At 63.1% G+C, this 22,515-nt stretch carries 19 protein-coding genes; 18 read left to right on the forward strand and 1 reads right to left on the reverse strand.

Annotation, left to right across the window (positions count from 1 at the left end; genetic code table 11):
* Positions 1-152: 152 nt before the first annotated feature.
* Complete coding sequence (locus tag J3P77_RS14795) at positions 153-611, forward strand: hypothetical protein (protein ID WP_434677352.1); 459 nt, start codon at positions 153-155, stop codon at positions 609-611.
* 1 nt (position 612) lies between these two features.
* Here the strand turns inward: J3P77_RS14795 and J3P77_RS14800 are convergent, their stop codons facing one another.
* Complete coding sequence (locus tag J3P77_RS14800; RefSeq protein WP_434677353.1) at positions 613-1,302, reverse strand: alpha/beta family hydrolase; 690 nt, start codon at positions 1,300-1,302, stop codon at positions 613-615.
* Between the two features lie 92 nt (positions 1,303-1,394).
* On the opposite strand from J3P77_RS14800, the gene ccoN (J3P77_RS14805) reads away from it, so the two are divergent.
* The 17 genes from ccoN (J3P77_RS14805) (at position 1,395) to J3P77_RS14885 (ending at position 22,515) form a co-directional block, all read left to right on the forward strand.
* Positions 1,395-2,819, forward strand: coding sequence for a cytochrome-c oxidase, cbb3-type subunit I (gene ccoN, locus J3P77_RS14805; RefSeq protein WP_434677354.1), 1,425 nt, complete (start codon positions 1,395-1,397; stop codon positions 2,817-2,819).
* A gap of 10 nt (positions 2,820-2,829) precedes the next feature.
* Positions 2,830-3,438, forward strand: coding sequence for a cytochrome-c oxidase, cbb3-type subunit II (gene ccoO / locus J3P77_RS14810; protein WP_434677355.1), 609 nt, complete (start codon positions 2,830-2,832; stop codon positions 3,436-3,438).
* A gap of 4 nt (positions 3,439-3,442) precedes the next feature.
* Entirely contained in the window at positions 3,443-3,646 is a 204-nt protein-coding gene (locus J3P77_RS14815; RefSeq protein WP_434677356.1) for a cbb3-type cytochrome oxidase subunit 3, read from the forward strand.
* Complete coding sequence (ccoP, locus tag J3P77_RS14820; protein WP_434677357.1) at positions 3,643-4,593, forward strand: cytochrome-c oxidase, cbb3-type subunit III; 951 nt, start codon at positions 3,643-3,645, stop codon at positions 4,591-4,593. Before J3P77_RS14815 ends, ccoP (J3P77_RS14820) begins: the two co-directional genes overlap by 4 nt.
* A 474-nt stretch (positions 4,594-5,067) precedes the next feature.
* Entirely contained in the window at positions 5,068-6,513 is a 1,446-nt protein-coding gene (ccoN, locus tag J3P77_RS14825; protein WP_434677358.1) for a cytochrome-c oxidase, cbb3-type subunit I, read from the forward strand.
* Positions 6,510-7,118, forward strand: coding sequence for a cytochrome-c oxidase, cbb3-type subunit II (ccoO, locus tag J3P77_RS14830; protein WP_434677359.1), 609 nt, complete (start codon positions 6,510-6,512; stop codon positions 7,116-7,118). The genes ccoN (J3P77_RS14825) and ccoO (J3P77_RS14830) overlap by 4 nt, the downstream gene beginning before the upstream one ends.
* 5 nt (positions 7,119-7,123) lie before the next feature.
* Positions 7,124-7,333, forward strand: coding sequence for a cbb3-type cytochrome oxidase subunit 3 (locus tag J3P77_RS14835; RefSeq protein WP_434677360.1), 210 nt, complete (start codon positions 7,124-7,126; stop codon positions 7,331-7,333).
* Positions 7,330-8,307, forward strand: coding sequence for a cytochrome-c oxidase, cbb3-type subunit III (ccoP, locus tag J3P77_RS14840; protein ID WP_434677361.1), 978 nt, complete (start codon positions 7,330-7,332; stop codon positions 8,305-8,307). Before J3P77_RS14835 ends, ccoP (J3P77_RS14840) begins: the two co-directional genes overlap by 4 nt.
* A gap of 203 nt (positions 8,308-8,510) precedes the next feature.
* Positions 8,511-8,762 (forward strand): type II toxin-antitoxin system Phd/YefM family antitoxin, encoded by a 252-nt coding sequence (locus J3P77_RS14845; RefSeq protein ID WP_434677362.1) that lies wholly within the window; start codon positions 8,511-8,513, stop codon positions 8,760-8,762.
* Entirely contained in the window at positions 8,762-9,214 is a 453-nt protein-coding gene (locus J3P77_RS14850; protein WP_434677363.1) for a type II toxin-antitoxin system VapC family toxin, read from the forward strand. The genes J3P77_RS14845 and J3P77_RS14850 overlap by 1 nt, the downstream gene beginning before the upstream one ends.
* 189 nt (positions 9,215-9,403) lie before the next feature.
* A complete protein-coding gene (ccoG, locus tag J3P77_RS14855; RefSeq protein ID WP_434677364.1) occupies positions 9,404-10,819 on the forward strand; it encodes a cytochrome c oxidase accessory protein CcoG in 1,416 nt (471 codons plus the stop codon).
* A 20-nt stretch (positions 10,820-10,839) separates the two neighbouring features.
* Positions 10,840-11,379 (forward strand): FixH family protein, encoded by a 540-nt coding sequence (locus J3P77_RS14860; protein WP_434677365.1) that lies wholly within the window; start codon positions 10,840-10,842, stop codon positions 11,377-11,379.
* Positions 11,380-11,428: 49 nt separating this feature from the next.
* A complete protein-coding gene (locus J3P77_RS14865) occupies positions 11,429-13,900 on the forward strand; it encodes a heavy metal translocating P-type ATPase (protein WP_434677366.1) in 2,472 nt (823 codons plus the stop codon).
* On the forward strand, positions 13,879-14,091 hold the full coding sequence (ccoS, locus tag J3P77_RS14870; RefSeq protein ID WP_434677367.1) for a cbb3-type cytochrome oxidase assembly protein CcoS: 213 nt from the start codon (positions 13,879-13,881) through the stop codon (positions 14,089-14,091). Before J3P77_RS14865 ends, ccoS begins: the two co-directional genes overlap by 22 nt.
* A gap of 59 nt (positions 14,092-14,150) precedes the next feature.
* A complete protein-coding gene (locus tag J3P77_RS14875; protein ID WP_434677368.1) occupies positions 14,151-14,834 on the forward strand; it encodes a sulfite exporter TauE/SafE family protein in 684 nt (227 codons plus the stop codon).
* Between the two features lie 296 nt (positions 14,835-15,130).
* The gene (tssI, locus tag J3P77_RS14880) at positions 15,131-17,857 is read left to right on the forward strand and encodes a type VI secretion system tip protein TssI/VgrG (protein WP_434677369.1); all 2,727 of its coding nucleotides are present in this window, start codon (positions 15,131-15,133) and stop codon (positions 17,855-17,857) included.
* Positions 17,854-22,515 (forward strand): RHS repeat-associated core domain-containing protein, encoded by a 4,662-nt coding sequence (locus J3P77_RS14885; RefSeq protein WP_434677370.1) that lies wholly within the window; start codon positions 17,854-17,856, stop codon positions 22,513-22,515. Before tssI ends, J3P77_RS14885 begins: the two co-directional genes overlap by 4 nt.

Genomic DNA, 22,515 nt, shown 5'->3' on the forward strand with positions numbered 1-22,515 from the left:
GTTCAAGGATCCATGCATGCATCTGTGCCTGCATCTACCAAAGGGAGCGTCGCCCGGAAGGCGTGACGCTTCCCTTTTCTCATGCGTGTCTCCATGCGTGCCTTGCGCAAGGGTGCACAGCCAACCTGTTTCGAAGCCCCAAGAGCCAGACCATGCGCCACCCCGTCATCCCCACCAAACGCTATGTCCGTCTGCCGCCATGCGAAGGTACGTTCCAGGCGCAGGTCAATGGCCGGCCCCTGATCATCTCCTCGCTGATAGGCAAACTGACACTGCGCCCGGAGCTTGCGCATACGCCAAACCACTGGATATGGAAAGTCATTGCCGACGGCAAGGTCGGCCACAAGCGCACCAGCATCGGTCTGTTTTTCGATCACGACCTCAGACCCGGTTCGCACAACCTGATCGGTCATGACCGAATCAAAGTGGTCTACAACGAAACGCCGCACTGGCAGAGTGTGATCTACCATTCGGCGCATTTTCAGAGCGGCGTTTTCACGTTGCACGAGGCGGACCCCAAGACCCAGCGGCTGCGGGGAGAATTCAGCTTCAGTATTTCGGCCGTCGACTTCGAGGTCACCGACGGCGTGTTCGAGGTGCAATGTCAGTGACTCACGCGCCAAGGAATTCGGCGATGCTGCGGGCACAGGCCTGCAGACATTGGGCATGACTGACACCTGCGCTTTTGAGTGGCTTGAGGTCGTGATTGGCGGTGGGAATCCAGTGCAGCCTGATCGCGGCCGATAGCTCGTAACCTTCGACTTCTTCCCGGGCTCCCAATGCATCGCGCTCACCCTGAGCAATCAGGGCGGGCGTTTTCAGGTCCTTCAGGTGCGCAACCCGGGTTTTCTCCGGTTTGCCTGCCGGATGAAAGGGATACCCCAGACACACCAGTGCATCAGCATGCAGCTCTTCGGCGATCAGGCTCGCCATCCGCCCGCCCATCGACTTGCCGCCAATGGCCAGACGGCCAGCGACATGAGGTCGCAGCCGAGCATAGGTTTCGCGCCAGCAATCGAGCAGTTGTGCCTGCTGATTGGGAGGCCGTTTGTTGCCTCCGGTGCGGCGCTGGGCCATATAGGGAAACTCGAAGCGCATCACGCTCACTCCTTCTGCCGCGAGGTGTTGCGCCATGTCGTTCATGAACTCGCTGTCCATCGGCGCGCCTGCGCCGTGCGCCAGAATCAGTGTCACTGGCTCGCGCCCTTCAATCACCCGCCCAGCCGACCACAGCCAGCCGTTGTCCTGAGCCAGTTGTACGCATTGACCCCCGTCAATACCGGGCTGTTGACCATTGCTCATGCTTGCCTCGCTTCTGATGAATCTGCCACGAACCCGGAACCATAACCGCGTGCCAGTGGCCCCCGACCAAGCTGGATGGGAAACACACTTCAATGAACACAACTCATAGCCCCGCCTATAACTATCAGGTGGTCCGCCAGTTCGCCATTATGACGGTGTTCTGGGGGATTGTCGGGATGGGACTTGGCGTTTTCCTGGCCGCGCAGCTGGTCTGGCCGGAACTCAATTTCGATCTGCCATGGACAAGCTTCGGCCGCCTGCGCCCGCTGCATACCAATGCGGTGATTTTCGCCTTCGGCGGCTGCGCGCTGTTTGCCAGCTCGTACTATTCGGTGCAGCGCACCTGCCAGACCCGCCTGTTCCTGCCGAAGCTGGCCGCGTTCACGTTCTGGGGCTGGCAACTGGTGATCGTGCTGGCCGCCATTACTCTGCCGCTGGGCTACACCACATCCAAGGAATACGCCGAACTGGAATGGCCCATCGACATCCTGATCGCCGTGGTCTGGGTCGCCTATGCCGTCGTGTTCTTCGGCACCCTCGCCCGCCGCACCACCCGACACATCTACGTCGGCAACTGGTTCTTCGGCGCATTCATCCTGACCGTGGCGCTGCTGCATATCGTCAACAACCTGGAACTGCCGGTCAGCCTGACAAAGTCGTACTCGCTGTACGCGGGCGCGACCGACGCGATGGTGCAATGGTGGTATGGCCATAACGCGGTAGGTTTTTTTCTGACCGCAGGCTTTCTGGGGATGATGTATTACTTCGTGCCCAAGCAGGCCGAACGTCCGGTGTACTCCTATCGGCTATCCATCGTTCACTTCTGGGCGCTGATCACCCTCTATATCTGGGCCGGCCCGCACCACCTGCACTACACCGCGCTGCCCGACTGGGCGCAGTCGCTGGGCATGGTCATGTCGCTGATTCTGCTGGCGCCCAGCTGGGGCGGGATGATCAACGGGATGATGACGCTGTCGGGCGCGTGGCATAAATTGCGCAGCGACCCGATCCTGCGCTTTCTCGTCGTATCGCTGGCGTTCTACGGCATGTCGACGTTCGAGGGGCCGATGATGGCCATCAAGACCGTCAACGCCCTTTCCCACTACACCGACTGGACCATCGGCCATGTGCATGCCGGCGCTCTGGGCTGGGTGGCGATGATCTCCATCGGCGCGTTGTACCACATGATCCCGAAAGTCTTCGGTCGCCCGCAGATGCACAGCATCGGCCTGATCAACGCGCACTTCTGGCTCGCCACCATCGGCACCGTCTTGTACATCGCTTCGATGTGGGTCAACGGCATAACCCAAGGCCTGATGTGGCGAGCGATCAACGACGACGGCACCCTGACCTACTCCTTCGTCGAAGCCCTGCAGGCCAGCCATCCCGGCTTTATCGTGCGGCTGGCCGGCGGCGCCGTTTTCCTGCTGGGCATGCTGCTGATGGCCTGGAATACCTGGCGTACCGTGCGGGCGTCCAGCGCCGCCAAACTGAACGCTGCCGCGCAGATGGCCTGAGGAGCTGACCATGAATCACGAAGTCATCGAAAAAAACGTGACGTTGCTGATGATCCTGATGGTGCTCGCCGTCAGCGTCGGCGGCCTGACCCAGATCGTGCCGCTGTTCTTTCAGGACGTCACTAATACGCCGGTCGAAGGCATGCAGCCATACACCGCGCTGCAACTCGAAGGCCGCGACATTTATATCCGTGAAGGCTGCGTGGGCTGCCACTCGCAGATGGTGCGACCGTTTCGCGCCGAAACCGAACGCTACGGGCACTACTCGGTAGCCGGCGAAAGTGTCTGGGACCATCCCTTCCTGTGGGGTTCCAAGCGCACCGGCCCGGACCTGGCCCGGGTTGGCGCGCGCTACTCGGACGACTGGCACCGCGCCCATTTGTACAACCCGCGCAACGTGGTGCCTGAATCGAAAATGCCCGCGTACCCATGGCTGGTCAGCGCCCAGGTAGACAGCAGCAACACGCAGACCAAGCTGCGCGCAATGCGCACGCTTGGCGTGCCGTACACCCAGGCCGACATCGACGGCGCCGTCGCCAGCCTCAAGGGCAAGACCGAAATGGACGCGCTGGTCGCCTACCTGCAAGTGCTTGGCACTTCCATCAAGAGCAAGAGGTAACGCCATGGACATTGGAGACCTGCGCGGCCTGGGCACGCTGATCGTGGCAATCGCTTTCCTGGGGATGTCCCTCTGGGTATCGAGCAGCAAGCGCAACGCGGATTTCGCCGAAGCACGCATGGCGCCGTTTGCCGACGAGCCGCAGGCAACTGCCAGCGAGCCGCAAAAACAACCGCAACAACCTGCCATGCGGAGCAGCCGGTCATGACCACTTTCTGGAGTATCTACATCAGTGCGCTGACACTTGGCAGCCTCGTCGGGCTGACCTGGCTGCTGATCGGCACGCGCAAGGGCGAGACCAAGGGCAGCACCGATCAGACCATGGGCCACAGCTTCGACGGCATCGAGGAGTACGATAATCCGCTGCCGCAGTGGTGGTTCATATTGTTCGCCGCCACGTTGGTATTTGCCGTCGGCTACCTGCTGCTCTACCCGGGGCTGGGTAACTGGAAGGGCCTCCTGCCCGGTTACCAGAACGGCTGGACCGGCGCTCATGAATGGGAAAAGGAAATGGCCCGTGCCGACGCGAAGTTCGGGCCGATCTTCGCACGCTATGCGGCCATGCCGGTGGAACAGGTCGCCACGGACCCGCAGGCACTGAAGATGGGCGCCCGTCTGTTCGCTTCGAATTGCTCGGTGTGTCATGGCTCGGACGCCAAGGGCGGTTACGGCTTCCCCAATCTCACCGATGCCAACTGGCGCTGGGGCGGTCAGGCCGACACGATCAAGGCCACGATCATGGCCGGGCGCGTCGCCGCCATGCCGGCCTGGGGGCCGGTGATCGGGGAAGAAGGTGTCAAGAACGTTGCCGCTTACGTGCGCGGCAGCCTGGCACGTCTGCCGTTGCCGACGCAGCACGACGCGGACCTTGCCGCCGGACAGCAAGTGTTCAGTTCCACTTGCGTAGCCTGTCATGGTTCCACAGGTACCGGTGTCGCGGCGATGGGTGCACCTGACCTCACACAGCCGGGTGGTTACATCTACGGCACCAGCCTTGCGCAACTGCAACAGACCATTCGTCTTGGTCGCCAGGGTCATATGCCTGCTCAGGCCAATTTGTTGGGCAATGACAAGGTGCAAGTGCTGGCCGCCTATGTGTACAGCCTTTCTAGGAGTCCTGATCAACTCCTCGAAGCGGAAATGCCGTCACAGTAATATGCAGCTTCGGTGGTACCTGCCAGATTCCGCACCCCGCAACGGGGTGCGAAATCTTTTCAGCGCCCGCGACGAAGTGTCGCACCCTCCATGCTTCTGTCTTCCCACACCGGTCTTTCGCGACTAAGCTTCCGGACAGTGGACTGGCTATCGCTGGTCACAGGCCGAATAACCGAAAGACGTGTCCCACGCCCGCGCCGGCGCTATCGAGCAGGCCTCAATTGCCTGCCGGATTCGCGCCTGCACGTTGCCGATGGTCGACACCCCGGTGCCTCGTTTGCCAGGCCTGCCCCCGCTTTTCGGTCCGCTGTGACACAAGCCTGACGAAGACGCAGGCGCAGCACGTGTCACAAGGGCCGCAGCAACACGACCGGTGACAGCATCGCCCTGCTTGCGCAGGGCTGTGGATCTTGTGTCCTGCCGGTGCCTGCGTCCGGGTTTACCAACAAAAATAACCTGACTGTGGAACCCGACATGAGCACTGCAACCAGCCCTATCGCGTACAACTACAGGGTCGTCCGCCAGTTCGCCATCATGACGGTGGTCTGGGGAATCGTGGGCATGATGCTGGGCGTTTTCATCGCCTGCCAACTGGTCTGGCCCGAGCTGAATTTCGATCTGGAATGGACCACCTTCGGACGCCTGCGACCCCTGCACACCAACCTGGTGATCTTCGCCTTCGGCGGCTGCGCGCTGTTCGGCACCTCCTATTATGTGGTGCAGCGAACCTGCCAGGCCCGCCTGATCTCCGACCGCATGGCGGCCTTCACATTCTGGGGATGGCAGGCAGTGATTCTCAGCGCGATCATTACCCTGCCGATGGGCTACACCACCACCAAGGAGTACGCCGAACTCGAATGGCCCATCGCGATCCTGCTGGCCATCGTATGGATCACCTACGGCGCTGTGTTTTTCGGCACCATCGTCAAGCGCAAGACCAGACACATCTACGTCGGCAACTGGTTCTACGGCGCATTCATCGTCGTCACCGCCATGCTGCACATCGTCAACCACATGTCACTGCCGGTCAGCCTGTTCAAATCCTACTCGGCCTATTCCGGTGCGACGGACGCCATGATCCAGTGGTGGTACGGCCATAACGCCGTAGGCTTTTTCCTGACCACCGGGTTTCTCGGGATGATGTACTACTTCGTGCCCAAGCAGGCCGAGCGGCCGATCTATTCGTATCGGTTGTCCATCGTTCACTTCTGGGCGCTGATTACCCTGTACATCTGGGCAGGTCCGCACCATCTGCATTACACCGCGCTGCCGGACTGGGCGCAGTCGCTGGGCATGGTCATGTCGATCATCCTGCTGGCGCCGAGCTGGGGCGGGATGATCAACGGCATGATGACGCTCTCGGGTGCCTGGCATAAGTTGCGCACCGACCCGATCCTGAGGTTCCTGGTGGTCTCGCTCGCCTTCTACGGAATGTCGACCTTCGAGGGGCCGATGATGGCGATCAAGACGGTGAACTCGCTGTCGCACTACACCGACTGGACCATCGGCCACGTGCATGCCGGCGCGCTGGGCTGGGTGGCGATGATTTCCATCGGCGCGGTGTATCACATGATCCCGAAGGTATTCGGTCGCCCGCAGATGCACAGCATCGGCCTGATCAACGCGCACTTCTGGCTCGCCACCATCGGCACCGTACTGTACATCGCCTCGATGTGGGTCAACGGCATCACTCAAGGCCTGATGTGGCGGGCAATCAACGACGACGGCACGCTGACGTATTCATTTGTCGAAGCGTTGCAGGCCAGCCACGCGGGCTTCGTCGTCCGGGCTATCGGCGGCGCGTTTTTCACCAGTGGCATGCTGTTGATGGCGTGGAATGTGGGGCGCACCGTGCTGGCCTCCGATCCGGTGGCCGCTGAGGAAGCGGCGCAGATCGCCACTGTGGGAGCGCATGGATGAAACATGAAGCGCTCGAACGCAATATCGGCCTGCTGGCGTTCTTCATGGTCATCGCGGTCAGCGTCGGCGGTCTGACCCAGATCGTGCCGCTGTTCTTCCAGGACGTGACCACGCGGCCGATCGAAGGCATGAAGCCGCGCACCGCGCTGGAAGTCGAAGGCCGTGACGTGTACATCGCCAACGGTTGCGTGAGCTGCCATTCGCAGATGATCCGCCCGTTCCGCGCCGAGACCGAGCGCTACGGGCATTATTCGGTGGCCGGCGAAAGCGTCTGGGATCACCCGTTTCTGTGGGGCTCCAAGCGCACTGGTCCGGACCTGGCGCGAGTTGGCGGTCGATACTCGGATGACTGGCATCGCGCCCACCTCTACAACCCGCGCAATGTGGTGCCCGAATCCAAGATGCCGGCTTACCCCTTCCTGGTCGAAAAGGTTCTGGACGGCAAGCAGACCGCGAAGAAGCTCGAAGTGCTGCGCTCGCTCGGCACGCCTTATACCGACGAAGACATCGCCGGCGCTGCCGCTGCCGTCAGCGGCAAGACTGAAATGGATGCTCTGGTCGCCTATCTGCAGGGCCTGGGCACGCTGATCAAAAGCAAACGGTGACCGGCATGGACATTGGAACGATTCGGGGCCTGGGCACGCTGATAGTGATGGTGGCCTTCATTGGTCTGGCGCTCTGGGTATTCAGCCCCAGACGCAAGGCCGAGTTCGACGACGCGACCATGCTGCCGTTCGCCGACGACCCTGAAGCAGCGCGCAAGATCCAGAAACATAAAGCGCAGCAACAGACCAAGGATTCCGGGAGCGACCAGCCATGAGCACCTTCTGGAGCCTGTATGTCACGGTTCTGACCCTGGGCACTATCATCGCCCTGACCTGGCTGCTGCTCGCCACCCAGAAAGGCCAGCGCAAAGAGTCGACCGAAGAAACGGTCGGGCACTCCTTCGACGGGATCGAGGAGTACGACAACCCGCTGCCCCGATGGTGGTTCATGCTGTTCATCGGCACCATCATATTCGCCCTGGGCTATCTGGCGTTGTATCCAGGGCTGGGCGACTGGCGCGGATTGCTGCCGGGCTACGCCTACGTCGATCGCGAAAAGCAGACGCCGTTCGCCGACGGGCAGACCGGCTGGACCGGTGTTCATGAGTGGGAAAAGGAAATGGCCCGCGCGGAGGCCCGGTTCGGGCCGATTTTCGCCCGCTACGCGGCAATGCCCATCGAGGACGTCGCGCAGGACCCGCAGGCCCTGAAAATGGGCGGCCGGCTGTTCGCCTCCAACTGCTCGGTCTGCCATGGCTCGGACGCCAAGGGCGCCTACGGCTTCCCTAACCTGACCGACGATTACTGGCGCTGGGGCGGCGAAGCGCAGGCGATCAAGACCACCATCCTGGGCGGACGCCACGCGGTCATGCCGGCATGGGGCGAAGTGCTGGGCGAGCAAGGTGTTCGTGACGTATCGGCATTTGTGCTGACGCGCATGGACGGTCGCAAACTGCCAGCGGATGCCAAGGCCGACCCGGCCGCCGGACAGAAGATCTTCGCCGCCAACTGCGTGGCCTGTCACGGCGCCGACAGCAAGGGCACCGTCGCCATGGGCGCTCCGGACCTGACGCTGCCGGCGGCGTACATCTACGGCTCAAGCTTCGCGCAACTGCAGCAGACGATTCGCTACGGTCGCCAGGGCCAGATGCCTGCTCAGGAGGCTATGCAAGGCAATGACAAGGTGCATCTGCTGGCCGCGTACGTTTATAGCCTTTCGCATAAGGAAGAGCCTGCCGAGACGGAGTGACTGGCGGGACGCGCTGAAACACCATTCGAACTCCGGCGGACGCCGCTGTCATGTGCTGATGAATTTTCCGACTTGTAGCCACGTTGCTACACGCCTAGACTTTGCGAATTGCTGACTTCGCCACGCTCCGCCCTGAAGCAGGTGCCAAGCCAACGTCGAAGTCGAAGTCGAAGTCAGCGTCGTCAGCCAAGGAGGATTGCCACATGACCGTTACCTACACCAGCCGCGAATTCAATCAGGACACCAGCGGTGCCAAAAAGGCCGCGGCCGAAGGTCCTGTGTTCATCACAGATCGGGGCCGTCCGGCTTATGTGTTGCTCAGCATCGAGGATTATCGTCAGCTGACCGACCAGAATGTGAGTCTGGCCGACCTGCTGGCCATGCCCTCCGGCCCCGACATTGAGTTCGAACCGACACGCGCGAATATCGTCGCTCGTCCGGTGGATCTCTACTGATGTTCCTGCTGGACACCAACGTCATCTCCGAACTCAGAAAGCGTAACGCCGACAGCCACGTGGTGAGGTGGGCCAAAGCCCACTCACCTTCCTGCATGTTCATATCGGCCATTACCCTCATGGAGCTGGAAACCGGTGTGCTGCGAATCGAGCGCCGCGACCGGGCTCAGGGCGCGTTACTCAGGACATGGCTGGACCACCATGTGTCAAAGGCTTTCGCCGGACGCATCCTGGCCGTGGACGCCGTTGTCGCGCGACGTTGCGCTCAGTTGCACATCCCCGATCCGCGCAGCGACACCGACGCGTTGATTGCGGCCACCGCGCTTGTTCACGGCATGACGGTCGTGACCCGCAATGTGGCTGACTTTCAACACTGCAAGGTTCCGCTGCTGAACCCATGGGTCAGCCGGCTCAACGAAGAACCGGCAAGCTACGCGGCCACGCTTGACTGAGAACCGGCCATAATTAGCGTGTCCATTGACCCAGATCACCTGAACGACATGTCGTCAGGACTCAAAGCGGCCAAAGGTCGCACCGTGAGGTATAACGCCGGGCGTATCATGAACTGCACAAGACAAAGATTCTGACCCCGGCCGGCAGGTACTGGCCGGGGCATATTTCCACTGCCGTGGGACGCACCGATGAGCAATCAGATTCCGGTACACAACATCACCCCGCCTGCCAAAAAAGATGGTGAGATCGTCGACCTTTACGCCCCTCGCGAAAAGATCTACACCCGCGCGTTCACGGGGCTGTTCCGCAATCTGCGCATGGTCGGCGGGGCGCTGCTGTTCGTGATCTATTTCGGCACGGTCTGGCTGAACTGGGGCGGGCATCAGGCGGTGTGGTGGAACCTGCCGGAACGCAAGTTCTACATCTTCGGCGCGACATTCTGGCCGCAGGATTTCATTCTGCTGTCGGGCATCCTCATCGTTGCCGCGTTCGGCCTGTTTTTCATTACCGTTTACGCGGGCCGCGTATGGTGCGGCTACACCTGCCCGCAAAGCGTATGGACATGGATATTCATGTGGTGCGAGAAGGTCACCGAAGGTGATCGCAACCAGCGCATCAAGCTCGACAATGCGCCGCCCAGCGCCGACAAGATCCTTCGCAAGACCGCCAAGCACAGCCTGTGGCTGTTGATCGGCTTTGCCACCGGGCTGACATTCGTTGGTTACTTTTCCCCTATCCGCCAACTGTGCATCGAGCTGTTCACAGGGCAGGCGGATGGCTGGGCGTATTTCTGGGTCGCGTTCTTCACCCTTGCCACTTATGGCAATGCGGGCTGGCTGCGCGAACAGGTCTGCGTCTACATGTGCCCGTACGCGCGGTTTCAGAGCGTGATGTTCGACAAGGACACCCTGATCGTTTCCTACGACCCGCGCCGTGGCGAGCGGCGTGGTCCGCGCAAGAAGGATGCCGATTACAAGGCTCAGGGGCTGGGCGACTGCATCGATTGCACCATGTGTGTCCAGGTCTGTCCGACCGGCATCGACATTCGCGACGGCCTGCAAGTGGAATGCATCGGTTGCGCGGCGTGCGTCGACGCCTGCGACAACATCATGGACAAGATGAACTACCCGCGCGGCCTGATCAGCTACACCACCGAACACAACCTGTCAGGCCAGGTCACCCGCAAGTTGCGCCCGCGCCTGATTGGCTATGCGCTGGTGCTGCTGCTGATGATCGGGCTGCTGGCCGCTGCCTTTGTAAGTCGCTCACTGGTCGGTTTCGATGTCACCAAGGACCGCGTGCTTTACCGGGAAAATGCCGAAGGCCGGATCGAGAACGTCTACAGCCTCAAAGTGATGAACAAGGATCAGGCCGACCACACCTACATTCTGGAGGCTCGCGGGCTGCCCGATCTGAAACTGCAGGGACGGCGAGAATTCAGGGTGGCGGCCGGCGATATTTTCAGCATGCCGGTGGAGCTGTCCAGCGCCCCGGAAAAACTGCCATCGAGCACCAACGAAGTCACCTTTATCCTGCGGGATGTCGATGACGCCGACACTCACATCGAAGCCCGCAGCCGATTCATCGGCCCGCAGCTGCGCTAGAAACAGGCCGGAAAACGCTCATGAACGCTGCGACCGCTTCAAGCCCCTGGTACAGACACCTCTGGCCATGGATCCTGATCGGGATCCTGACCTGCTCGGTGACCCTGAGCCTGACGATGGTGGCTATCGCCATCAACAACCCGGACAATCTGGTCAATGACAACTATTACGAAGCCGGCAAGGGCATCAATCGCTCGCTGAATCGCGAGCTGCTGGCCGAGACCCTGCAACTGCGCGCGCGGGTGCATCTGGACGAGCTGACCGGTGAAGCCGAGCTGCGTCTGAGCGGCAGCAGCCGGCCCGAACGACTGGAAATGAACCTGATCTCACCGACCCAGCCGGACAAGGATCGCCGGGTATTTCTGACCCGGAGCAGCTCCGACACCGCGCGCTACATCGGCCAGCTTCAGGACAGGGTTGAAGGCCGACGCTTCATCGAAATCCTCGGCGTAGAGGGTGCTCAGACCTGGCGACTGTTCGAGGAAGAGCAGATCCGCCACGGCGTTGACCTGAGCCTGGGCGACGAGCCGTTGCAAGGCGCGCAAGGTCCCGGTCGATGACCGCCGATGCCGGACCGGCATTCCTACTTCTGGAAGTTTCCTATTCGCAATGACCACTCCCGTCCCCTGCTATCACTGCGCCCTGCCCGTTCCGCCCGGCAGCCGGTTCACAGCCCTCGTACTCGGGGAAACCCGCGAGCTGTGCTGCCCAGGGTGCCAGGCCGTCGCCCAGGCCATTGTCGCCGGAGGTCTGGAAAGCTATTACAGCCATCGGGGCGAACGCTCGACCAATCCGCAGCAGTTGCCGTCGCAACTGCTTGATGAGCAGCAGCTGTACGACCGCCCGGATGTGCAGTCGACATTCGTGCGGCGAGAAGGCACGCAGTCGGAAACCACACTGTTGATCGAGGGCATCAGTTGCGCCGCCTGCGGCTGGCTGATCGAGCGCCATTTGCAGCGCCTGCCGGCCATGAGCGAGGCGCAACTGAACCTGTCCAACCAGCGCCTGCACGTCCGCTGGGACCAGAGCCGGCTGCCGTTGAGCCAGCTGCTCAAGGAGCTGCGCAGAATCGGCTACGCCGCGCATCCCTGGCAGGCCGACCGCGCCAGCGAGCAACTGGCCGCGGACAATCGCCTGGCGCTACGCCAGCTGGGCGTGGCCGGTCTGCTGTGGTTCCAGGCCATGATGGCGACCATGGCGACCTGGCCGGAATTCAACATCGACCTCAGCGCCGAAATGCACATCATCCTGCGCTGGGTTGCGCTGTTTCTGACCACGCCCATCGTCTTCTACAGTTGCGCGCCGTTCTTCCGAGGGGCGATGCGGGACTTGCGCAGCCGCCATCTGACCATGGATGTTTCGGTCTCGCTGGCGATCGGCCTCGCGTACCTCGCGGGGATCTGGACCGCAGTTACTGGCAGGGGTGAGTTGTATTTCGATGCCGTCGGCATGTTCGCACTGTTTCTGCTCGCCGGTCGTTATCTGGAACGTCGCGCACGGGCGCGCACCGCAGCTGCCACGGCACAGCTGGTCAACCTGCTGCCAGCCTCCTGCCTGCGTCTGAATGAACAAGGCCAGAGCGAGCGCATCCTGTTGCGCGAACTGCGGCTGGATGACCTGATCCTGGTCCAGCCCGGCGCTGTGATTCCCGCCGATGGCCGGATTGTCCAGGGGCGGTCGAGCATCGACGAGTCCCTGTTGACTGGCGAATACCTGCCACAAGTCCGCAATACAGGCGACACGGTCACCGCTGGCACCTTGAATATCGAAAGTGCGCTGACAATCCGCGTCCGCGCGCTGGGCCATGACACGCGTCTGTCAGCCATTGTGCGACTCCTGGACCGGGCCCAGACCCAGAAGCCGAGGCTGGCGCAAATCGCCGACCGCGCCGCGCAATGGTTCCTTTTGTTCTCGCTGCTGGCGGCGGCGCTGATCGGCGCGCTGTGGTGGTATCTGGATGCAGGCCGCGCGTTCTGGGTCGTGCTTGCAATGTTGGTCGCCACCTGCCCGTGCGCCCTTTCGCTCGCCACGCCGACCGCACTCACCGCCGCGACCGGTACCTTGCACCGGCTCGGCCTGTTGCTGACCCGAGGGCATGTGCTCGAAGGCTTGAACCGGATCGACACGGTGATCTTCGACAAGACCGGCACCCTGACCGAGGGCCGCCTGACATTGCGCAGCATCCAGGTGCTTGGGGATCTGAACGCCGACCGCTGCCTGGCGCTGGCAGCCGCGCTGGAAAACCGCTCCGAACATCCCATTGCCCAGGCGTTCGGCCGCGCGCCGATAGCAGCCGAAGAAGTGACCAGCACGCCGGGGTCGGGGCTGACCGGTTGGGTCGATGGCCAACAGGTGCGCATCGGCGAACCTGGTTTTGTCTGCGACCTGAGCGCCAGTGATATTCCACCAATGCCTGCCGACAGGCTCGGTCAATGGCTACTGCTCGGCGACCAACGAGGCCCGCTGGCATGGCTGGTACTGGATGACCGACTGCGCGTTGACGCCGCGCCCCTGGTGCGGGCCTGCCAGGAACGCGGCTGGAAAACCCTGCTGCTGTCCGGCGACAGCTCTCCGATGGTGGTCCATGTCGCCGAGCACTTAGGCATCGACGAAGCCCGCGGCGGTCTGCGCCCGGCCGACAAGCTGGCCTGCCTGCAGCGGCTGCACCAACAAGGACGAAAAGTGTTGATGCTCGGTGATGGGGTCAACGACGTGCCGGTGCTGGCGGCGGCGGACATCAGCGTGGCGATGGGTTCGGCCACTGATCTGGCCAAGACCAACGCGGACGCCGTGCTGCTTTCCAACCGTCTCGACGCCTTGGTCGCGGCCTTCAGTCTGGCGAGGCGCACGCGGCGCGTGATCATTGAAAATCTGCTGTGGGCCGGGCTGTACAACGGCCTCATGTTGCCGTTCGCGGCGCTGGGCTGGGTGACGCCAGTCTGGGCCGCCGTCGGCATGTCCGTCAGTTCGCTGATCGTCGTGCTCAACGCCTTGCGCCTGACACGCCAGCCAGAGCCGGCGGCTTCGCCCGGCACCCGACTGATGCTCCCGGAGGTCCAATGCCCGCGCTCTACATTATGATTCCCGCGGCGCTGCTGCTGGTGGCAATCGCGATCTATGTCTTCTTCTGGGCGGTGGACAGCGGTCAGTACGACGACCTCGAAGGGCCCGCGCACAGCATTCTGTTCGACGATCAGGACCCCCGACACCAGGCCGCCGTGGACGAAACCGCGGGCAAGTCAAAAGACGACGAGGCCAGGCCCAATGCTTGAGCCTGGCGCCCTGCCCGACCTGCCGTGTTCTGCAACCGGCATTCAGACGTCGTGTTGCCATGCTTGAGCTTGCCCCGCAGTTGTTATCGGCGTTCATCCTCGGCCTGCTCGGCGGTGGCCACTGCCTGGGCATGTGTGGCGGGTTGATGGGGGCGCTGACCCTGGCGATTCCGCTGGAACAGCGCGGTCGCCGCCTGCGGTTATTGCTGGCCTACAACCTGGGCCGGGTGCTCAGTTACGCCGCGACCGGCCTGCTGATCGGCGTGCTGGGCTGGGCGGTTGCCAGCAGCCCCGGGGCAACGGGTCTGCGCGTGGCTGCTGCGTTGTTGTTGATTGCCATGGGTTTCTACCTCGCCGGATGGTGGAGCGGCCTGACCCGCATCGAGCAGTTGGGCCGCGGCCTCTGGCGTCTGATCCAGCCGGTCGCCGGGCGTCTGCTGCCGGTGTCGACGGTGCCGCGGGCCCTGCTGCTTGGCGGACTCTGGGGCTGGCTGCCTTGCGGTCTGGTGTACAGCACGCTGCTCTGGGCCGCCAGCCAGGGCAACGCTGTGCACAGCGGGTTGCTGATGCTGGCGTTCGGGCTCGGCACCTGGCCGATCTTGCTGGCAACCGGCCTTGCAGCCGAACGCAGCACTGCCCTGCTGCGTAAACGCGGCGTCCGCATGGCAGGCGGTTTGCTGGTGATCCTGTTTGGTTTGTGGACGCTGCCGGGGCCGCATCAGCACATGCTGACAGGTCACTGATCTCTTTTGCCGACTGCGCAACTTCTTGCACAGCAGTTGGGCCGATTTCTCCCCCCTCTAACCCTCACACGCCTCGGTTTCCCTAGCCTCCACAGCCCGTGCGCAACAATTTGCGCGGGTTGCGCAAGCTCTTGCGCGGTTTTTGCGGGTTTCACGCGAAAAAAACGCTGTTTTCAGAACACCAAAATTCTATCCGTCTGATTTAAAAGCTTTTTTATTTTCTGGCTCGCTTATTGAAATGCACAGATAACCGAAGGGCGGCCTCGCCTCGTGTTTCAGCAGCCAGCAAAGAGCTTATGTCCAGACAGTTTTCCTCACCCGATCAGTCACCGTTTCGCCTGTTCATCACAGGCGCCGAAAGCGAATTGCAGGTTCTGGCATTCACCGGTCACGAAGCGCTCAATCAGCCCTATTCGTTTGAACTGGATCTGGTCAGCAAAAACCACAAGCTGGATCTCGAAGCCTTGCTGCATCAGCTGGCGTTTCTGCAGACCTGCGAGCAAGCGACTGGGTTTCACGGGCAGATCTACAGCATTGCCCGTAGGGAGAGCGGGCCACGGCTCACCCGCTATCGGTTGACACTGCGTCCACGCCTCGCTTATCTGGCGCACCGCATCAACCAGCGAATTTTCCAGCACAAGACCGTTGCCCAGATCATCGCGCTGGTGCTCAAAGACCACGGCATCCTCGCCGATGCTTACGTGTTTCATCTGCCCAAACCCTATCCTGTACGCGATTACTGCGTTCAGTACGACGAGTCGGACCTGCAATTCATCCAGCGCTTGTGCGAAGAAGAAGGCATTCATTACCACTTCCAGCACAGCAGCGACCGCCATTTGCTGGTGTTCGGCGACAACCAGACAGTCTTTCGCAAGCTTGCGCCGACCCCCTTCCATCCCAGGGTTGGCATGGTTGCCCAAGAGCCCACCGTCAGCCATTTCGGCGTGCGCCTGACGACTCGCACGGGTCGTGTGACCCGGCGTGACCATGACTTTGCCCATCCCCACTTCGCGCTGCAGAGCGAGGCGCGCAGCAGTGCCAAACCTGACCTTGAGGATTATGACTACCCCGGCCATTTCACGAGCCGCACGCGCGGCGAGCATCTCGCCACTCGGGCGCTCGAACGCCATCGCAGCGACTTTCTGCTTGCTGACGGCCAGAGCGACCAGCCCGCGCTGGTCACCGGCCACTTTCTTGAGCTGACCGGGCACGCTGTCGATGTGTGGAACGATCTTTGGTTGCTCACCGAAATCCATCACGAAGGCAGGCAACCACAGGTTGCGGAGGAACAGACCGACTTCGAGCCCGATGTTGCCAACACCTTGGAGCAGGGTTACCGCAACCGGTTTTCGGCGACGCCCTGGGATGTGGCGCACCGCCCGCCGCTCAAGCATCCAAAGCCCAAGGTCCTGGGCGCACAAAATGCAGTGGTCACCGGGCCAAAAGACGAAGAAATCCACTGCGACGCGCATGGCCGGGTCAAGGTGCAATTCTTCTGGGATCGGGACGGCCAGCGCGACGAGCACAGCAGCTGCTGGGTACGCGTGGCATCCAATTGGGCCGGGCAACAGCTGGGAAGCATCGCCCTGCCCAGGGTCGGCATGGAAGTGCTGGTCAGCTTTCTGGAAAGCGATCCCGACCAGCCGCTGATCACCGGCTGCCTCTATAACGGCGTCAACCGCCCCCCTTACAAATTGCCGGACCTGAAGGCTCTGACCACCCTCCACAGCAAGGAGTACCGGGGCAGCCGCAGCAGCGAGCTGCTTATCGATGACTCTACCAATCAGATCAGCATCGCACTTCGCAGCGACCATGGCGCGAGCGCCATCAGCCTTGGTTACCTCACCCACCCACGATCCTCGGGCGGCGAGCCGAGGGGCCAGGGTATTGAATTGCGCACGGATCTTCACGGTGCGATTCGAGCCGGCGCGGGTCTGCTGATCACCACCGAGCCGCGCTTCAATGCGGCGAAGCATCACCTCGATCTACCCGAGACCACCGAGCGCCTGGCAACGGCGTGCGACCAGCAGGACGGTATCGCCATGGAGGCTCGCCACTGCCTGGCACAGGACAGCGGCGATCAGGATGAAGTCGCTAAGGCGCTGCATTCCCAGCATCAAGACATCGCAGGCATCGGCGCGAACCACTCGGGCGGCGGTCATTTCCCGGAGTTCCGCGCGCCGCATCTGGTCGTAGCCAGCCCCGCCGGCATTGCACTCACTGCATCCGGTTCAAGCCATATCGCAACCGGCGAACATCTGGCGCTGAGCAGCACCGGCCACACCAGCCTGTCTGTGGGCAAACGCTTGTTGGCCAGTGCCAGCCGCGGCATGCGCCTGTTCGTGCAGAGCATGGGCTGGCGTCTGGTGGCGGCGTCAGGCGATATCGACATCCGGGCGTTGAAAGACAGCATCAACCTGCTCGCCAGGCTCAACGTCACCGTCAGTGCGGATCGAATCACCCTGTCAGCCAAGACTGAACTGGTCATCCAGGGCGGCGGCAGTTCCACCACCTGGAACGCTGGCGGCATCACTCAGGCGACGGCTGGCCCGCACACCGTTCATGCGGCGAACCACGTCTGGACGGGCGTCAAAAGCACCACGGCTTCGTTCCCGGAACCGCCCGAACCCGGCCAAGGCGCGCTGGAGCTGTTCAACCGTTACGCGAGTCAGCGCGGCATCAACGCTGGCGCTTTCGAGGTGACCGACGCACTGGGTATGCGCCACACAGGCACGCTCGACGCCAAGGGTTTCGCAAGGGTAGCGGGCGCAGCTCCAGGGCCGGCGCAGGTGATTTTCGGCGGTGACCCGTCGGACACGTGGTCGCCGAGCAGCCAGGTTGCGTCCAGCGCCTGGCCGCCAGCGCTGCCGGACGCCGGCGATATCCCAACGGTCGTGCGGCCATTGATCGACAGAGCGCTCAACAGCGCCCGGCCTACCAAAGACTTCGCTCAGCTTGCAACGCCCTCCTTCCCCGACGCCTTGAACACCCCTGCCCTGCCGACCGGCGAGAAAAATCGATGACTGCAGATGTAACCGCTGTTCCGCCCTCCGAACCTCAAATCGCCATCGTCCCGCTGAACCTGATCAGCATGGACGACGTGGGCGCGGGCGCCGCCCGATTCGAGGCTTGGCTCGATGAGGTCAGCGGCGGCTGGGTCAACCTCGAACGGATCCAGCTGGTCGCCGGTGCCTTGCCGGTGGTGGGCAACATCATGGCGCTGGTCGATGCGCTGGGCGATCTTGCCAGCCTGGCTGAGGCCGGGCCTGAAGACCTGCTGCTGTGGGCGAGCCTGGGCATTAACCTGATCGGCGTGCTGCCGCTGCCGCCCGCCACCGCCGCGGCCCGCATGAGCCTGCGGCCGATGCTGGCGCTGGTGCGTCAGGAACTGGCACGCAATCCCAAGGGGCTGCTCAGTGATGTGCTGATCCAGATCCTGATCGGCCATCTGAATGCCACCCAGGTCGGCGAGCTGGACGATTTTGTCCAGCAGGCGCAGAAACGGATCGGCCCGCTGCTGGACGAAGCGGCCGATCTGGGCGGCCAGATGCTCAACGAGATCGCCGACGGGCTGGTCAAAGCGGTGGACGGCCAGCTCGATGCGCAGGGCAATCGCAATCAGGCCTTCCGGCTCGCCAGCGAGGCCACCGACCAGCTGCTGCACAACCCCAGCACCTCCATCAGCAACATCTTCTCGGCGGTCGGTCAGGCCTATGTGGCGGCCGGTAAAGGTCTCGCCAATCAGGCCAGCCAGCTGCTGCCCGACCAGGCCAGACCGGCCATCGCCCGTCAGGCCCAGGCACTGCGCGACCTAGTGCCGGAGCTCAAAGCCCGAATGGCGGTGCTCAAGGATGTGAGCGGCAAGCACTCGATTGCCGGGCTGGTGCAGGCCATCGCCACGGCGGTTGCCGCGCGCAAGGGGCGTTTGAAAAATGGTCAGGCCACCCAGGTCAAACCGGACACGACCAGCCAGGCCCGACGCGAAGCCCCGGAAGGCCAGCTGGGCGTGGTTGGCCAGCAGAAGCCCGCGACTGGCCGCGCCAGGGACGACAAGAACTGCGCCTGCGCCAGCACCGCGAACCGCATCAACTTCGCCCTGGGCTCGGAATCCTTCAGCCATCGCGACTTCAGCCTGCCCGGCCCGTTTGCGCTGGACTGGACGCGCACCTACGACTCGCGCCTGAGCGCCTACGACACGGGCTGGCTGGGCGCGCGCTGGATCACGCCGTTCACCGCGCGCATCGAGCGGGTCAAGGACCGGCTGACCTTTCACGATGCCGACGGACGCAGCCATGCCTGGCCCCTGCCCAGGGCGGGCGGGTTCCACTTCGACGCCATCGAGTACCTGACGCTGATCCACGTCGATGACGACCAGTTGGTGCTGTGCCGGGGCCAGGACCGCCGCGAAACCTACCTGCGCCACGGCGAGCATTACCTGCTGAGCCAGGTGGTGCTGAGCAACGGCGCCGGCCTGCTGCTGCGCCACGAACATCGCCACGGCGACCAGGCGCTACTGTCGGACCTGATCACTTTTCAGGACGACCTGACCCAGCTGCATCGCCACCTGCAGACCACGGTCGACGAGCAGGGTCGGCTGACCGGCGTCTGGGAGCTTCACGACGGCGCGCCGCGGCGCTCGCTGTGCGCCTACCGCTACGACGACGCGGGTGACCTGACCCATGCCGAAGACGAACACGGCGCGAGCCGGGAATACCGCTACCACCGGCACCTGATCACCCGCTACACCGACCGCACCGGACGCGGCCTGAACCTGCAATGGCAGGGCGACGACGCCGACGCCAGAGCGGTGCGCGAATGGGCCGACGACGGCAGCTTCGACACCCGCCTGCGCTGGGACGCCCACATCCGCCTGACCGTGGTTACCGATGCGCTGGGCCAGGAAACCTGGCACTACTACGACCAGTCGGGCTACACCTACCGCGTGCGTCACCCGGACGGCCGTTCCGAGTGGCTGTTCCGTGACAGCGCCAAAAACGTGGTGCGCCATGTGCATCCGGACGGCAGTACCGATCGCTATCGATTCGATGAACGCAGCAACCTGCTGCAGCACATTCGCGCCGACCACAGCCAGGTGCATTACGCCTACGACGATCAGGACCGGCTGATCAAGACCCTGGATGCCGAAGGCGGCCTGTGGCTGCGCAGCTACGACGCGCGCGGCCATCTGCAGGAAACTGTCGACCCGCTGGGCCATACCACGCGTTACCGCAACAATCCGGCCGGACTGCCGGTCAGCGTCGAGGACGCCAAGGGCAACAGCAAAAGCCTGGAATACAACCCCGCCGGGCAGCTGCTGGCCTACACCGACTGCTCGGGCAAACGCAGCCGGTGGGACTACGACGAGCGCGGCCAGGCGGTGGCCTTTACCGACGCGCTGGGGCAGACAACCCGTTACGAGTACCAGGCCGGACAGCTGTGCAAGGTCACTCACCCGGACCGGAGCGAGGAATCGCTGCAGCACGACGCCGAAGGCCGGCTGCTGACGCACGTCGACCCGCTGGGGCGGCGCACGCGCTGGTTCTACAACGACGCGGGCCTGCTGGCCGAGCGGATCGACGCGGCGCATCAGCTACTGCGCTACCACTGGGACCGGCTGGGGCGGCTGGTCGCGCTGGACAACGAAAACCAGCGGCGCAGCGCCTTTCGCTACGACCCGGTGGGCCGCCTGCTGCAGGAAACCGGTTTTGACGGGCGGGTCACCGCTTACCGCTACGAGGAGCAGACCGGCACGCTGGCGGCGGTGGTCGACGGCCAGCGCACGGTCGAGGTGCGTTTCGATCCGGCGGGCCGTCTGATCGAGCGCCACGCGCAGTCAGGCAGCCAATCGCAACGGGAAACCTTCGCCTACGACGGCAACGGGCGGCTGGTGAAGGCCGACAACAGCCAGAGCACCCTGCAGTGGTTTTACGATTCGGCCGGCAACCTGCAGCGCGAGCATCAGTATTACCTGGATGTCGGCAAACCAATGGTCGCGGTGTGGGAGCACGAGTACGACCCGCTCAACCAGCGCATCGCCACGTTGCGCCCCGACGGGCACCGGGTCAGCTGGCTGACCTACGGCAGCGGGCACCTGCAGGCGCTGCGCCTGGACGCGCACGATCTGGTCGGCTACGAGCGCGACGACCTGCACCGCGAAGTCGCCCGCCATCAAGGCAACCACCTGCGCCAGACCCAGAGCTGGGACCCGGCCGGACGTCTGCAGGAGCAGTGGCTGGGCGGCGACGCCGGGCGTTTCAGCCTCAAGCGCGTCTACCGCTATGACGACGCCAGCCAGCTGACCGACCTGGACGACAGCCGGCGCGGTGGCCTGAGCTACCAGTACGACCCGGTCGGTCGGCTGCTGGCCGCGCAGAGCCGGCTGGGCAAGGAGACGTTCAGCTTCGACCCGGCCGGCAACCTGCTCGACCCGCTGGCCTACACCCGACGCACGCTGGAGCAGACCCATGTGCAGGAGCGCCTGCTGGACAACGTCGTGCGCGACTACGCCGGCCAGCACTACGAGTACGACCAGCGCGGCAACCAGATCAGCCGCTGGCACAACGGTCGGCGCAGCCGCCTGACCTGGGACCTGTTCGACCGGCTGGTGGGGTACGTCGATGACCGGCTGAGCATCGAATACGTCTACGACCCGCTGGGCCGGCGCCTGTACAAACAGTCCAGACCGCACCACCGGCCGGACCCGGCCGCGGGGTCCGGCTGGAACCTCAGGGAGCTGCGCCGCAAGGAACGCGAGCTGGGCTGCAACTTCTTTTTCTACGGCTGGGACGGCGACCAGCTGGCGTTCGAAAGCACCCCGCAGCGCCGCGAAGGCGACGCCGGTCGCACCGTGCACTACGTGTACGAACCGGGCACCTTCGTGCCCGTGGCCCAGGCCATCCGGCATCAGCCGATCAAACTGCGCACCCGGCCGGACTACACCCGCGGCACCCGCTACGCCTTCGACCGCGACCCGCTGTGGCGCCCCATCGCCGAGCCCCCGCCATTCGACGCCCTCGCCTGGTACCACTGCGACGCCCTGGGCACGCCACTGGAACTCACCGACCCCGACGGCCAGCTCGCCTGGAGCGCGGACTACCAGGCCTGGGGCCAGGTCCGCGAGCAGCGCAGCGCATGGGCCGACCGGCACCTGCTGACCAACCCGCTGCGTTTTCAGGGCCAGTACCACGACGCAGAAACCGGCCTGCACTACAACCGCCATCGGTACTATGATCCGCAGGTGGGCCGGTTCATCTCCCAGGACCCGATCGGATTGCTAGGCGGGATGAACCTGTATGCCTATGCGCCGAATCCGGTGGGGTGGGTTGATCCGTTTGGGTTGAGTGCTGATTGTAAGTGTGGGGTCGGCGGGCATTTCATAGGTAAAAATCAACCGCGCGATTTCGACGCCTCACCTAACTCCATCTATACAAAAACAGATCAAAAAGGGGAATTTGCTGTTCAGAACACTATATATGATCAAAATGGCAGTGCCATAGGGCAGGTTGACTTTAAGAGACACGGCAAAGGAGCTCCATCCGGTCATGGTCATGTCATAGACCCACCTGGTGATTTGGCGAGCGCACACGGCAAAGGCGCAGTCCATATACCTCCAAACCAAGTCCCCTCGGAATGGAGCGTAATCCCCCCAGGTCTGAAGCCTTCACAACCCATAGGAAAATGA

The sequence above is a fragment of the Pseudomonas sp. R1-18 genome, assembly GCF_051132095.1.
Classification (GTDB): Bacteria; Pseudomonadota; Gammaproteobacteria; order Pseudomonadales; family Pseudomonadaceae; genus Aquipseudomonas.

Bases quoted from the DNA above. Each gene is read 5' to 3' on its own strand.
- ccoO (WP_434677359.1), top strand. From the start codon at position 6,510: ATGAAACATGAAGCGCTCGAACGCAATATCGGCCTGCTGGCGTTCTTC.
- ccoP (WP_434677357.1), top strand. From the start codon at position 3,643: ATGACCACTTTCTGGAGTATCTACATCAGTGCGCTGACACTTGGCAGC.
- J3P77_RS14845 (WP_434677362.1), top strand. From the start codon at position 8,511: ATGACCGTTACCTACACCAGCCGCGAATTCAATCAGGACACCAGCGGT.
- J3P77_RS14850 (WP_434677363.1), top strand. From the start codon at position 8,762: ATGTTCCTGCTGGACACCAACGTCATCTCCGAACTCAGAAAGCGTAAC.
- tssI (WP_434677369.1), top strand. From the start codon at position 15,131: ATGTCCAGACAGTTTTCCTCACCCGATCAGTCACCGTTTCGCCTGTTC.
- J3P77_RS14875 (WP_434677368.1), top strand. From the start codon at position 14,151: ATGCTTGAGCTTGCCCCGCAGTTGTTATCGGCGTTCATCCTCGGCCTG.
- ccoG (WP_434677364.1), top strand. From the start codon at position 9,404: ATGAGCAATCAGATTCCGGTACACAACATCACCCCGCCTGCCAAAAAA.
- J3P77_RS14835 (WP_434677360.1), top strand. From the start codon at position 7,124: ATGGACATTGGAACGATTCGGGGCCTGGGCACGCTGATAGTGATGGTG.
- ccoN (WP_434677354.1), top strand. From the start codon at position 1,395: ATGAACACAACTCATAGCCCCGCCTATAACTATCAGGTGGTCCGCCAG.
- ccoS (WP_434677367.1), top strand. From the start codon at position 13,879: ATGCCCGCGCTCTACATTATGATTCCCGCGGCGCTGCTGCTGGTGGCA.
- ccoP (WP_434677361.1), top strand. From the start codon at position 7,330: ATGAGCACCTTCTGGAGCCTGTATGTCACGGTTCTGACCCTGGGCACT.
- J3P77_RS14885 (WP_434677370.1), top strand. From the start codon at position 17,854: ATGACTGCAGATGTAACCGCTGTTCCGCCCTCCGAACCTCAAATCGCC.
- J3P77_RS14815 (WP_434677356.1), top strand. From the start codon at position 3,443: ATGGACATTGGAGACCTGCGCGGCCTGGGCACGCTGATCGTGGCAATC.
- J3P77_RS14795 (WP_434677352.1), top strand. From the start codon at position 153: ATGCGCCACCCCGTCATCCCCACCAAACGCTATGTCCGTCTGCCGCCA.
- J3P77_RS14800 (WP_434677353.1), bottom strand. From the start codon at position 1,302: ATGAGCAATGGTCAACAGCCCGGTATTGACGGGGGTCAATGCGTACAA.
- J3P77_RS14860 (WP_434677365.1), top strand. From the start codon at position 10,840: ATGAACGCTGCGACCGCTTCAAGCCCCTGGTACAGACACCTCTGGCCA.
- ccoO (WP_434677355.1), top strand. From the start codon at position 2,830: ATGAATCACGAAGTCATCGAAAAAAACGTGACGTTGCTGATGATCCTG.
- ccoN (WP_434677358.1), top strand. From the start codon at position 5,068: ATGAGCACTGCAACCAGCCCTATCGCGTACAACTACAGGGTCGTCCGC.
- J3P77_RS14865 (WP_434677366.1), top strand. From the start codon at position 11,429: ATGACCACTCCCGTCCCCTGCTATCACTGCGCCCTGCCCGTTCCGCCC.